This window comes from Mesorhizobium sp. C432A (genome assembly GCF_030323145.1).
Taxonomy (GTDB): Bacteria; Pseudomonadota; Alphaproteobacteria; order Rhizobiales; family Rhizobiaceae; genus Mesorhizobium.
This window is the reverse complement of sequence record NZ_CP100470.1, coordinates 48,739-60,579: the sequence shown is the minus strand read 5'-3', so window position 1 is coordinate 60,579 and position 11,841 is coordinate 48,739. Positions and strand designations below refer to the sequence as shown.

Sequence of the window (11,841 nt, the reverse complement as noted above, 5' to 3'; positions counted from 1 at the left end):
AGAGCGTGCCTAGGACGATTCGATATTGACTGCCAACTGGGGCTTTCAAAGGTAGATTTAGCCTTGGGACAGGGAGCAGGCTGGCGAGACATTTAGGACAGAGGCGGACAGGGACCATCATTTCGGAGCTAGCTGGTTGCGGCCTCACTGCAGCCTTTTTGGTAACTACCGCGCGTCTGCTGCGACGCCGAGCATTTCTATGTGCTTATCCGGCTCAAGCAGGTCTGGTATCATTGCTGCGAGATTGACCAGGCACCGGTTTTCCACCTTGTTGGCGGTGGGATCTAAGGAGGGCTTCTACAACGCGAGCATCGAGGACGCGGGGAAGGGTCACTGACGCTTGGATTGGGATCGCGATTTCGCACCTGTTTTTCGAGGTCGCAGCGCACAAGAATGGTGACATTGAAACGGTTGTGGCCTCGTGTCCGTCACGAGCCAATGATGGATCGCGGGGTGCACCAAGAACTGCTCTGCAGTTTCAGCAAGCGTCCTAAACGCTCAACCGGGGAAATTGTGGCCGCCGTCTCATCTAGATTTTTCAGGGCTGGCAGGAACTCACCACATCGAAGCAAGGCTTGCCCCGGCCCGCTGTCGAGCCAGCGCTGGCTTATCAGGATACATTCCAAGTCCCTAATTTTCCGATATACTTGTTTCAGCGTGTGTGGGCGGGGTCACTGACATGATTGATTCAGACGTGTTTGATTTTGTCGAACGCTGCAGGAAGCACACGGCAACGGGGCCGGTGCTAAGTGATCTTCTTGAAACGGTCAGAAATCTCGGCTTCGAACATCTTATCCTGAGCGGTGTGCCACTTGGAGGACAAAAGCTGGCGCCGATGGTTGAACTGAATGGCTGGCCTGCAGGCTGGTTCGAACGTTATGTCGAGGCCGAGCATGCCGCCGTCGACGGCGTCTGCATATACTCGGCGAAAACCCTGAAGCCGTTCCTTTGGGCCGACGTCCCGGCAAAATGGTCCGATACGGAAGGTTCGCGACGCGTTGCGGGCGAAGCGACAGAGTTCGGCATCCTGAGCGGTTTTGCCGTGCCAATGCTCAGCGTCCACCATTGGCAGTCTGTCTTGTCATTCGCCTCCTCTGCCAAGTCCTGCACGCTCTCTCCGCGACAGCAGGTGCAACTGGTGACGATGGCGGTATATGCCGGCATGTCGATCCAGGCTCTGTCAAATGACGACGGTGATGAAGGTCCGCTGACGGATCGCGAAAAGGAAGTGCTTTTGTGGGCTGCGGCGGGCAAGACTTCGTCGGAAACATCCCAGATTCTCGGCGTGACGGAGCGCACTGTCAAATGGCACGCTACGCGGGCTCGTGAGGCTTTTGGCGTCGCTTCGACCACGCAAGCCGTTGTCGAAGCAGTGCGCAGGCGTCTGATCCATCCCTGAACGTGTCAACTGTCCGATCGGACAGGTGACGTACTTTAGCGAGACTGCAACTATTCCCCCGAAGAACGATCGGGGGATCGCGCAATGATAGCTGCCCATGTCGTCAACGCGCATAACAAGCATCTCTACGAAAACGAATTCGATGAGTTTTTGCGCCGGCGGCACGACTTTTTCGTGCACCAGAAACATTGGCGCCCTGCGAGCCCGGATGGTCGCGAGCTGGACCAGTTCGATACGGAAGCGGCAACCTATCTGCTGGGTATCGAAGACGGTCGCGTGGTGACCTCGGCTCGGTTGATCCCAACGAGCGAGCCGCACATGGTCTCGGAGATCTTTTCTCACATGTGCGAAAAATCAGGCGTGCCCAGGCGTCCCGATTGGGCCGAATGGACACGCACTTTTGTCGTGCCCGACAAACGCTCGACCGGGCTGCGGGGCACGCTGACGCAGCTCTGCTGCGCGGTGATGGAATACGCGCTCGACGAGGGTCTCGGCGCTGTCGGCGGCATCCAGGAAACCTACTTCATGCCCCACCACGGCGCGCTCAAATGGCGGGCCGAGCCGATGGGCATGGCGCGCGAAGAAAACGGCGAATGGTACATCGTCGCCTACATCGACGTGAATGAGGCGGCGCTGGCGAGTGTCCGCAAGATCCTCGGCATCGACCATTCGCTGCTGGTTCGTCGCGGCAGGCAATTGCCGTTCTTCGAAAGCCGAAACAACAAGCGATACGCCTCTGCATAACAACGATTAAATTGGGAGGAAATAATGAGATACGCGCTAATGATCACCTCTGCAGTTGTACTATTCGGCCAAATGACTGGCGCATATGCCCAGCAAGTCACAGCGTCAGGATGTGCTGAAGCTGGTGTCGAAGCCGGCTGCATTGTGCTGAAAGACGCCGACAAGCTCTATAATATAACCCACGCCGCCCCGAAACCAGTGGTGGGGACATATGGGACGGTAACCGGAACGGTTTCCAGCGATGCCGATCCGTGCCAGCAGGGAGATCTGCTCAAGGCCGCGGAATGGAAGCCTAATCCAGACAAAGCCTGCGCCAACAAGCAATAGTCGAGCGGAACTTACGCAAGGTCGGATGGCATCTGGGCGGGACAGTCCGGGCTTTTAATCGCGATATTGGCGCAGAGTCAAATAAGTTCACATCTAGAATACCATTTCGTAATCGGAAGTTTGGATGTCATGGGCGAGATGTTTTTCTCGCCGAAGATCTTTATCGTCGGAGGAATCGTTTGAATATCACCGACATCCGGCCTCGCGTGATCAGATGGCACAAGCCGATAGGTGCTGAGCTTGAAATTCCCAGCCTGGACCTGCGTGACGCCGGTACATCCAAGGCCTTTGCTTCGCACCAAAGGCAGCTCGCCATTTTAGCGGAGATCGGCGTCCCAATTGCAGAGGGAGCCGAGACTGCCAAGGAGTACGCAATCGATCTCTTGAGGGTGGCCGCTGAGGTGGAGCACGCCCTTATGGTGCAATATCTTTATACGGCCAATTCGATCGTCGTTGGTAGCAGCGGAGAGGAGAACTACCAGCGGAAAATCTTGAACATCGCCATCCAGGAAATGGGCCATTTTGCAACGGTGCAGAACCTTCTGGTACTGCTAGGCGGGCCCGACGCCGTCTACGTTCAGCGCGATGTCTATCGCGCGAACAGCGACAAAAATCCGATCCCGTTCATACTGGAACCACTCACCCGCACGGTCCTCGCCAAATATGTTGCTGCAGAAATGCCAGCGGAGCCGCCTGCTCAGCTTGCAGATCAAGTGAAAAAGCTCGTTGCGCTCGCCAAGCAGGACTCGGGTATCGAGCCACATCGCGTTGGCGCGATCTATACGGTGCTCGAATGGTTGTTCATGGATGAAAAAGACGCCGTCCGCTTTCTCAATCTTGTAGCCCTTGCGCCCGAACTGGGCAAATACCCACACCTGACGGATGCCGACCTTTCAACGCCCGCCGATATTGCTGCTTACCAGGCCGACAAGGAGGAATGGGATGGTGCCGCGGATTGGCCGTCCCTGCTTATCGAGCCGGCGCGCAGCAGGCAGGAGGCGGTCGCAGCCATCAGACTGATTGCGGAACAGGGGGAAGGGTTTGAAGGAAACGAGGACTCGCATTTTCACGAGTTCATCGAAATGTTCGATGCGTTTGAGGCCGGAAAGGTGAGAACGAAGAGCATAGCAACCTCGCCCGACCTGGGCACGGGTCATGGCGCAGAGCGACCTACCTTGATCACGTCATCATTCACCAAGCTTTGGGGTCAGGTTTTTAGCCTGCAGTACACACTGATCGTGCTGACCATTCAGCACGCCATCAGAACTCCGCGCGGAACGTCGCAGGACCCTGGCTTGCGAAAGGAAATCGCTGACCTCGCAATGCGCGGCATGCGCAAGATTGTCGAGGCTGTATCGGCTATACTGGCCAACCTTCCACTTGAGGACGGGGGCGCACAGGTTGCCGGCCCGCCGTTTGACCTGGACCCCGCAGACCTGATTGTGGTGGATCCGGCCGGTCTGCCCGCACGCCAAATCGATCTGCTCGACAAACTCGAACCGCTCTATATCGAGATTCAGAACAGTGCGGAGTTCGGAAAAGATCCCGACTACCGCATCGAGGTCGCCAATCTCCGAAACATGGACAAGCTGCGTCGGCAGCTGTTCGAAAATCAACCCATTCCGACTGCTTGAATCCTAAATTGGGAGAGGACCAACGGATGCCCCGGTACAAGATCTTTCCTGCGATCGGTATTGCCCGGCTGGGCGAGGACCAGGATTTTTTCCTGGGGCCAGAGATCCCCGGCGGCGGGCCGACAGAGGCTGCAACCGGCGCCCCTGTGACAAGATTCAAGAATGCCGGAAAGACGAGACTGCGCAAACAAGGTGCGCGGTTTCACCTGTTCGAATCGGAGGACGGGGTTACCTGGACGCCGGCAAATCTGCCTCCGTCAGCGACGGTGGAATGGTCCGTGACCCTTGAGAATAAAAAGTCTGCAATTGTTCGACCGCCCAACCCGCCGATCAAGTCCACGCGGCCCGCTCTCGACGCAGCAGCAGCGGGAATGCACATCAAGGGAGGCACGAAGTCCGTCGCGGGCGCCAGTGCGATCGGCCCGACACTGGATGGGATGTTCAAGACAACCGCCAACGGTTCCGCATTTGAAGTCCCGGTCGAGCTTGGCAGTCTTCGCACTGACGCCAACGGCATGCTCATTGTGCTTGGGGGGAATGGAATATCGGGCGCACCGCCTGGCACCCCGATCGGAGGCAGCTACTATCGAAATCCCAAATGGTATGACGATGTTTCTGACGGACCGGTTACGGCGAAAATCAGCATCGGTGCCGGCGACGCTCCCGTATATGCCGAGGGCGGCGCTTGGGTCGTCGTGGCGCCTCCGGACTACGCTCCGGGCATTGGCGGGATCGTCACGCTCTATGATGTCATCCGGCAAGTCGGGATCGACCAGCTGGGACTGGCGCCTCCGGCTGCGGTCCCATCATTTGATCTCGACATCCTGCCGTTGATCCAGCGAGCACGCCGTTATCGCTGGGTGCAGGATGAAGCGACGTGGCAGGACCCGTCGTTTGAAGATCCGAAGCTGCGAAGCAGGTCCATCTCGGATCAGCCACTACGTGCCACGGTGCAAGCGCTGATCCTGAAAGCAGAGAAACTGCTTGAAGGTCATACCGATCCGGCAGGGCCAAAGTTTGAAATCAGGCAAGCGCAGGAATCGAATCTCGCGGCGTGGGTAGCAGGGAATTTTGACGATACGCCAACCTCACATGGTCCAACGCCAACCGCGAACGGATTGACAAGAGCCGCACTCGAGGGGGCGGTCGGACAGGGTTTCTGCCCAGGCATCGAAGCCGGAATCATAGTCCTCGATACCACGCTGTACACTTCCCCCTTTGACTTCCGCATCGACCAATCGACGGTGGCAGCCGGTGATCTGACGGCCCTGATGGCCCAGCCCTGGCAGGCGGATTTTCTCAAATGCAATACCAACTGGTGGCCAAGCCAGAGGCCAGATACCGCTTTCCAGGATCACGATAATTACAAAAACTGGGTCCGCGGGGCCAGTAAGCACAGTTTGCTGGTAGAGCGATTTCCCCGGCTAGGCTTCATAGTGCAGGACGGTGCAAACGAGGTGTTTCTGGAAGCCGAGAGAGATCCCGCGATGCCAAATACGCCATGAACAGAGGCGGCCGTATCGTGATCGTCGGGGCCGGACCGGCAGGATGCTCTTGTGCACTTGCCCTGGGTCGCCTTGGATTTGCCGTGACACTGCTGAACAGCGAGCGTCCAGCAGTGTGGCGGGCAGGGGAAGTGTGCGGGCCGAAGCTTGTTCAATATATCTCCAGCACGTTCGGCATCGCCCTGCCTTCAGAGGCTGCATACCCGCTGTCCCATTTCCATTCGTGCTGGGGGACGCCGGAGCTGGCAGGACATTCGTACAAGTTCTGGTCGGCTGGACCAGCTATTGTTCTGATCCGGTCCGCGTTTGAGCGCGTCCTGCTTGATGCAGCGAAATCGATCGGCGTGGACGTGCTGGAGGGCTACAGAGCATCTGCTTGTGGATGGGACGGGCATCGGTGGCGTCTAAGCGGAGTATGCGGGGACGAGGAATTCGAGCTTGATGCCGATTTCGTTGTCGAGGCGGTCGGACCAAGAACCAAGTCGATTGTCTACACAGACGTTGCACGGCTCTTTTTCGACGATCAGGTTTGTCTTTCCTTCGAGGCAAATTGTGCCAATCTCCAAAACGAAGGAGCACTCGTGGAATCCTGTTCCGTTGGGTGGTGGTATGCCTGCCAGACTAGCCTCGATTGCCAAATTGTCTGCCTGTTCACGGACGCCAGTCTGGTGTCTGGCGTTCGCCGTGACCAATTCGTGCGTGAGCAACTTTCGATGACAAAATTCATCAGGGCACGAGCCCCATGGGATTGTGACACTGTCATAAAGGTTTCGAGCGCAAGAACATCTGCGCGCACCTTGCTGTGGCGAGGGCGGTGGATTCCCGTAGGAGACGCCGCTCTATCCCTTGACCCCGTTTCTGGTACGGGAATCGAACGCGCTGTTGCGGATGGGGTGGCAGTCGCACAAGCCATCGCCACATGTGCAGACGATGGCGCAGACACGGCCCTGCGGGTGTATGCCAGGCAGCGCGCGGCGGCGTTCCAGAAAGCGTTGCTAAAGAGGCGTGCGATCTACCGGATGGAACGGCGCTGGAGGGGTCATCCATTCTGGATGAGTCGCTCAGGCCTATCATGTAACGGAACCTGATCTGCGTCATGCCAAACGTTTGCCATCACTCCAAGATTGCGGCCATGGCTTTTGACGGTCAGGAACAACAAGACCGTTCTGTAGTGTCTACTCGGATGGATCGGCACTTTTTTGTAAGTCGGCTTCCCACAGTGATCTTATTACGATATGCTTCTCATCGAAATACAACGTAGATCATCCAAAATAATGACGGACCAAAACATCGAACTTTTCGTGAAGTTTACTCCACTCGCGGACACTCAGGTTGCTCATCGGTGGTTTGAGCAGCACGGACTTTCGGTGACTCCAATGAAGGTTGGCGCGTTGCTCGCAGGAACCCAATCGAAAATCGAGCAAGCGTTTTCCATTTCACTGAATGAAATCGCGCCTACTGGCACCTTGGCTCTACCCTTGGAGCTGCGCAGCCACGTCGAAAGCGTTACATTCTTTAAGCCGCGTTCTTATCATAGCTGAGACATTTGGAGAGCACGATGACTCGCTTTGGCCTCCCGATCGAAACCGTATCTGACAACCCGATCCCAGGAATGGTGATGGGCTATGTGTCCGTGCGAGGAAAAGAATCGGTATTCAAGGAGGATCACAAAAAACTCAAAAGCACTTCCCAAGCCTATCGCGCTACCAAGGACGATCGCGATACCGTGCGCCGCGAACTTGAGAAGGGTGGGTTTTCAATCATTTCTGAAAGTCTGCTCGGGTTTTCGGTTGCCGCACCTGGCGGCGCTTACGAAAGCATCACGGGTGCCAAGCTGCATGCAAAGGAGCGGTTCGTTTATTCTGCCGGCGGCTACAGTCAGTACGTCACGCATCTTGATATTGTCGGTGACAAGCAACCAATGGCCCTAGGCGTTGGGATGGTGAAGTCGAAGAGCCTGAAGATCGATGGCATCGTCCTTGAAAAACCGCGGATCTATCATGCCGTTTTTCCCTCTCCGATCCCTCCGAACTCGCCCAAGTACCACCTGCGCGTTCCGAGTGACGTCGCTCTCACGCTGAACGCGATCGCCGCTCACAACAAGGGATTTAAGGGCAAGGATGTTCTGGTCGCGATGCCGGACTCAGGATGGTATCGGCACCCCTTCTTTACGGCCAACGGCTACAAAATCAGAACGCCCGTAGCCGTAGTGGAAGGCGCAAACCGCAGCAAGGACCCCCAGGGTCACGGTACTGGCGAGTCTGCAAACATCTTTGCATTGGCACCAGAATGCGATCTTCAGCCGATACGAGCAAGTAATGACAGCGGTGATCTGGTAGGCGCTGTAGCAGGATTCTTGAAGGCGAAAGAAATAGGCGCAAGGATTATAACGTGCTCTTGGGGAGGAGACGGCACATATCCGCCCTCTGGACTTCCCGACGAGGCTGACATGGCGTTGGCAGCCGAAATTCAGGACGCGATTGAGCATAATACTCTGGTGGTTTTCTCGGCAGGCAACGGCCAGTTTTCGGTGGAGCCTCAGGTGCAAGGTGTGCTGGCTGCGGGAGGCGTCAACATGGACAAGAACGGCAATTTGCGTGCTTCTGACTATGCAAGTGGCTACCAGAGCAGCTGGTTTGACCAACACATCGTGCCGACAGTGTGTGGTTTGGTAGGCATGCAGCCGCGGGCCCAATATCTAATGTTGCCCATCCCGCCGGGCTGTGCAATCGATCTTGACGAAGCCGCGCCCAACGATGACGACCCTTCTACTGACGGAACTTTGGCCGATGACGGATGGGCATTGTTCTCTGGTACGTCGGCGGCCGCCCCTCAGTTGGCGGGCGCCGCAGCGGTGCTGCTCGGCGCCAAGCCCGCGATGGTCCCCGCTCAAGTGATTGAAGCGCTGACGGAGACCGCAGTCGATGTCGTCGTCGGGCGCAGTTTTCCCCAGCGCTTCAACAGCACGGCCGGACCAGGTACCGATTTGGCAACGGGAGCGGGTCTGGTCAATGTTGACGCTGCCTTGCAGTACGCGCTCTCAAAATTCTAGGGACGTTAGGATTGTGCAGAATTCATTGCTCGCGAGGCAAATCAACGCGTAGCAATCAAGCCATGGAGCAGGAGTTCGCTGCCCATAAGTCGGGCGTTGTATGAATACTGCCTGCATTCTTGCGGACCCGAGGAAATCTCTTGTCCAGAAGGGTTGCTCGATGTCGCCATGGAACGGCTTTGTTGCTTCTTTCTGCAGGTTCAGCTCGTAGCGCGAACCGTCCGAATCCACCGAAGCGCCGGGATTGCCCCGATCGGGCTTCTCGCGGGCGCCAATGATCAAGATGCCAGCGGGATCGACAAACGGCATTGGCGCGCTCAGCCGGATTGATGCGACGGATGGCACGCTACGCGGGCTCGTGAGGCTTTTGGCGTCGCTTCGACCACGCAAGCCGTTGTCGAAGCAGTGCGCAGGCGTCTGATCCATCCCTGAACGTGTCAACTGTCCGATCGGACAGGTGACGTACTTTAGCGAGACTGCAACTATTCCCCCGAAGAACGATCGGGGGATCGCGCAATGATAGCTGCCCATGTCGTCAACGCGCATAACAAGCATCTCTACGAAAACGAATTCGATGAGTTTTTGCGCCGGCGGCACGACTTTTTCGTGCACCAGAAACATTGGCGCCCTGCGAGCCCGGATGGTCGCGAGCTGGACCAGTTCGATACGGAAGCGGCAACCTATCTGCTGGGTATCGAAGACGGTCGCGTGGTGACCTCGGCTCGGTTGATCCCAACGAGCGAGCCGCACATGGTCTCGGAGATCTTTTCTCACATGTGCGAAAAATCAGGCGTGCCCAGGCGTCCCGATTGGGCCGAATGGACACGCACTTTTGTCGTGCCCGACAAACGCTCGACCGGGCTGCGGGGCACGCTGACGCAGCTCTGCTGCGCGGTGATGGAATACGCGCTCGACGAGGGTCTCGGCGCTGTCGGCGGCATCCAGGAAACCTACTTCATGCCCCACCACGGCGCGCTCAAATGGCGGGCCGAGCCGATGGGCATGGCGCGCGAAGAAAACGGCGAATGGTACATCGTCGCCTACATCGACGTGAATGAGGCGGCGCTGGCGAGTGTCCGCAAGATCCTCGGCATCGACCATTCGCTGCTGGTTCGTCGCGGCAGGCAATTGCCCTTTATAGACAATGGAAAGACGGAGTTTGTTCTACGCTAGGTCAATGAGTGGGAACAGATCGTGCTTTTGATGGGGAGGAATCTATGCAGTCGCGTGTCTACTCTGTCGAGGACGTACACATTGAAAGCTTAATCGCAATTCCCGATAATCCGCCAGCCATTGCAGTATCGGCCAGAGGATCGGTTCCTATGACTGGATGGACGCATCCCGATCTCGCGCCATGGATATACATAACTCCCCCAATGGACGGTATTCTTGATCTCGATCTTGTGGCGAGCCAGCCGATGGGCTTGGTGCTCGAAGTCATTACCACCATTGGTGTCGCCAAGGCGTTCCCCGTTCCCGCGTGGGTAGTTGGTGTCCGGGTTCATAGTTCGACGAACGAGATAGAGGCCAAGATCGAAGGCGCCAGTGTGCCGACCAAAGCCTCGATGAGTGGAGAAGGCTTGCCGGTTCCCTGGCCATTCCCTTGGTGGGTACCGAAGAGCGTCCGACGGTAGCTCACTTGAACGAGGAGTGGCAAACTTAGTGACATGTTAGAAAGGTCGCTGGATCACGTGTACCTCCAGCGCCATCTTTTAAAACTTCGGTAACGGGGGAGATAGATTTGCGCCGCAGCACCGTTGGATTAAGTATAGTCATAGCGATTGCACTGACTTCGTTCCGGTGCCTTGCTGCCGATGACGTGGACCCTAAGGTCTCGCCCATACGCATTGACGATGTAGCGGACGGTTCAGGAAGCCCGTTTCCGCGGTTCGATAATTTCAGTTGGCGCGCCTTTATCGCGTTGAACTGGCCGGCATTGACCGACGTATCGCATCGCGGCGAGCCTGATACCGCCAAGACGCTTGCTGATCCTGGCCCACGGGTCTGGGAAACATTCAAGGCGCGCTATGAGGTCTTTGCTCCCGGTGCGGCGAAGCCCGCTGAATGGAATAGTTTCGACGGCAGCAACCCTTGCGGCGGGGCTGTCAGCAACGACAAAAAGACGCTTAGTGCGTTTTCACATTTCGCCGATTTCAATCAAGCCGCCCAGAGCCTTTCCGATTTTGCCAATCCGCTGATAGCGCAAAACAAGACCTACACGCGTTACGAAGTTCGTTTCAATCGCGATGAATTCGATACGATCTTCCAAAACGAATGGTACATAAAAGGCAAACAGCCCACGCTTGACGCGCCTGGCTCATTCAAAGATGGTTCCATCGAAATCAAGGCTGCCTGGCGCGTCCTAACCGCAGCTGATGATGGCATCCGGGATCGGTTCTACATATCGACAGCATTTGTGTTCGACCCAGAAGCCACAGCTCAGGCCGGAAGCGTTATTTGCAAGGAGCAAGCCGTTGCCTTGGTAGGCTTTCATATAGTCATCAAGACCAAGCTGCGCCCGCAATGGATTTGGAGCTCGTTCGAGCATATCGACAATGTGCCTCCCCACGACAGCGAGCCCGATGCCGTGACGTCTCACGTGCCGTACTCATATAATTCTGGCCAGCCACCTTCAGATCTGAAGCCGTCGACGCCTCCTGAGGCTATCAGCGTCAACAATTTGCCTTCCCCCGATCCGGATCCGATGCAGGTGGTCCGAAAGCAAGGTATTCAGCCCGAAACCATGGCGCTAAACCGTGCCTATTGGGCATTGCCGGGGATCAAGGGAACCGTCTGGGCAAACTATATGCTTGTGATGACCCAATGGCCGACCATGCCAAGCCCTGAGTCTCCGGCAAACGCAGGAGCGCCATTCCCCACCGGCATTGGATCGACCTTGGCAAATACGACGATGGAAACTTACAACCAGCGGAACAAGCACAGTTGTATGGAATGCCACAACGCCATTTCTAATTCAAAAGGCCTCGATTTTGTGGCGTTCATGGCGTTGGACGCCTCAGATCCCCCCCAGCAGGCTGTCGCAAGGGTGGCGGTGTCGGCCATCACGACCTTTAACACAACAAGTAAGGCGCCAAGGACAGCCCTAGATGACGATCCAACGGTGCGCGCTCTCGTCGATTTTATGACGCAGAATTAGCAAGAGCACCCAGCTGGGACTTT

General features: G+C 56.8%; 12 protein-coding genes and 1 pseudogene. 12 read left to right on the top strand and 1 reads right to left on the bottom strand.

Annotated features, from left to right (window positions below; all coding sequences use genetic code 11):
• The first annotated feature begins 679 nt into the window (after positions 1 to 679).
• From NLY33_RS00270 to NLY33_RS00235, 8 genes are all read left to right on the top strand, one after another.
• On the top strand, positions 680 to 1,399 hold the full coding sequence (locus NLY33_RS00270; RefSeq protein WP_023708389.1) for a helix-turn-helix transcriptional regulator: 720 nt from the start codon (positions 680 to 682) through the stop codon (positions 1,397 to 1,399).
• Positions 1,400 to 1,483: 84 nt separating this feature from the next.
• Positions 1,484 to 2,143: an acyl-homoserine-lactone synthase gene (locus NLY33_RS00265; protein ID WP_286439454.1), complete on the top strand. Its 660-nt coding sequence runs from the start codon at positions 1,484 to 1,486 to the stop codon at positions 2,141 to 2,143.
• A 24-nt stretch (positions 2,144 to 2,167) separates the two neighbouring features.
• A complete protein-coding gene (locus tag NLY33_RS00260; RefSeq protein ID WP_023709041.1) occupies positions 2,168 to 2,470 on the top strand; it encodes a hypothetical protein in 303 nt (100 codons plus the stop codon).
• Between the two features lie 179 nt (positions 2,471 to 2,649).
• Complete coding sequence (locus NLY33_RS00255) at positions 2,650 to 4,104, top strand: ferritin-like domain-containing protein (RefSeq protein WP_023709040.1); 1,455 nt, start codon at positions 2,650 to 2,652, stop codon at positions 4,102 to 4,104.
• 26 nt (positions 4,105 to 4,130) lie between these two features.
• A complete protein-coding gene (locus NLY33_RS00250; protein WP_023709039.1) occupies positions 4,131 to 5,609 on the top strand; it encodes a LodA/GoxA family CTQ-dependent oxidase in 1,479 nt (492 codons plus the stop codon).
• Complete coding sequence (locus NLY33_RS00245) at positions 5,606 to 6,697, top strand: NAD(P)/FAD-dependent oxidoreductase (protein WP_156932636.1); 1,092 nt, start codon at positions 5,606 to 5,608, stop codon at positions 6,695 to 6,697. Before NLY33_RS00250 ends, NLY33_RS00245 begins: the two co-directional genes overlap by 4 nt.
• Positions 6,698 to 6,883: 186 nt before the next feature.
• On the top strand, positions 6,884 to 7,150 hold the full coding sequence (locus NLY33_RS00240; RefSeq protein WP_023709472.1) for a hypothetical protein: 267 nt from the start codon (positions 6,884 to 6,886) through the stop codon (positions 7,148 to 7,150).
• Between the two features lie 17 nt (positions 7,151 to 7,167).
• Complete coding sequence (locus NLY33_RS00235; protein WP_023709036.1) at positions 7,168 to 8,661, top strand: S8 family serine peptidase; 1,494 nt, start codon at positions 7,168 to 7,170, stop codon at positions 8,659 to 8,661.
• On the opposite strand, the gene NLY33_RS29590 is transcribed toward NLY33_RS00235, so the two are convergent.
• Entirely contained in the window at positions 8,650 to 8,970 is a 321-nt protein-coding gene (locus NLY33_RS29590) for a hypothetical protein (RefSeq protein ID WP_198020378.1), read from the bottom strand. The genes NLY33_RS00235 and NLY33_RS29590 overlap by 12 nt on opposite strands.
• Before the next feature lie 30 nt (positions 8,971 to 9,000).
• Here NLY33_RS29590 and NLY33_RS29585 point away from each other — a divergent pair.
• From NLY33_RS29585 to NLY33_RS00215, 4 genes and pseudogenes are all read left to right on the top strand, one after another.
• Positions 9,001 to 9,093, top strand: a pseudogene (locus NLY33_RS29585) (autoinducer-binding protein); the annotation flags it as partial.
• Between the two features lie 84 nt (positions 9,094 to 9,177).
• Positions 9,178 to 9,834, top strand: a complete 657-nt coding sequence (locus NLY33_RS00225) for an acyl-homoserine-lactone synthase (RefSeq protein WP_286439453.1) — start codon at positions 9,178 to 9,180, stop codon at positions 9,832 to 9,834.
• Between the two features lie 44 nt (positions 9,835 to 9,878).
• Complete coding sequence (locus tag NLY33_RS00220) at positions 9,879 to 10,295, top strand: hypothetical protein (RefSeq protein ID WP_023708387.1); 417 nt, start codon at positions 9,879 to 9,881, stop codon at positions 10,293 to 10,295.
• A gap of 107 nt (positions 10,296 to 10,402) precedes the next feature.
• Positions 10,403 to 11,818: a hypothetical protein gene (locus NLY33_RS00215; protein ID WP_023709469.1), complete on the top strand. Its 1,416-nt coding sequence runs from the start codon at positions 10,403 to 10,405 to the stop codon at positions 11,816 to 11,818.
• Positions 11,819 to 11,841: the final 23 nt, after the last annotated feature.

Bases quoted from the DNA above. Each gene is read 5' to 3' on its own strand.
- NLY33_RS00270 (WP_023708389.1), top strand. From the start codon at position 680: ATGATTGATTCAGACGTGTTTGATTTTGTCGAACGCTGCAGGAAGCAC.
- NLY33_RS00265 (WP_286439454.1), top strand. From the start codon at position 1,484: ATGATAGCTGCCCATGTCGTCAACGCGCATAACAAGCATCTCTACGAA.
- NLY33_RS00260 (WP_023709041.1), top strand. From the start codon at position 2,168: ATGAGATACGCGCTAATGATCACCTCTGCAGTTGTACTATTCGGCCAA.
- NLY33_RS00250 (WP_023709039.1), top strand. From the start codon at position 4,131: ATGCCCCGGTACAAGATCTTTCCTGCGATCGGTATTGCCCGGCTGGGC.
- NLY33_RS00245 (WP_156932636.1), top strand. From the start codon at position 5,606: ATGAACAGAGGCGGCCGTATCGTGATCGTCGGGGCCGGACCGGCAGGA.
- NLY33_RS00240 (WP_023709472.1), top strand. From the start codon at position 6,884: ATGACGGACCAAAACATCGAACTTTTCGTGAAGTTTACTCCACTCGCG.
- NLY33_RS00235 (WP_023709036.1), top strand. From the start codon at position 7,168: ATGACTCGCTTTGGCCTCCCGATCGAAACCGTATCTGACAACCCGATC.
- NLY33_RS29590 (WP_198020378.1), bottom strand. From the start codon at position 8,970: ATGCCGTTTGTCGATCCCGCTGGCATCTTGATCATTGGCGCCCGCGAG.
- NLY33_RS00225 (WP_286439453.1), top strand. From the start codon at position 9,178: ATGATAGCTGCCCATGTCGTCAACGCGCATAACAAGCATCTCTACGAA.
- NLY33_RS00220 (WP_023708387.1), top strand. From the start codon at position 9,879: ATGCAGTCGCGTGTCTACTCTGTCGAGGACGTACACATTGAAAGCTTA.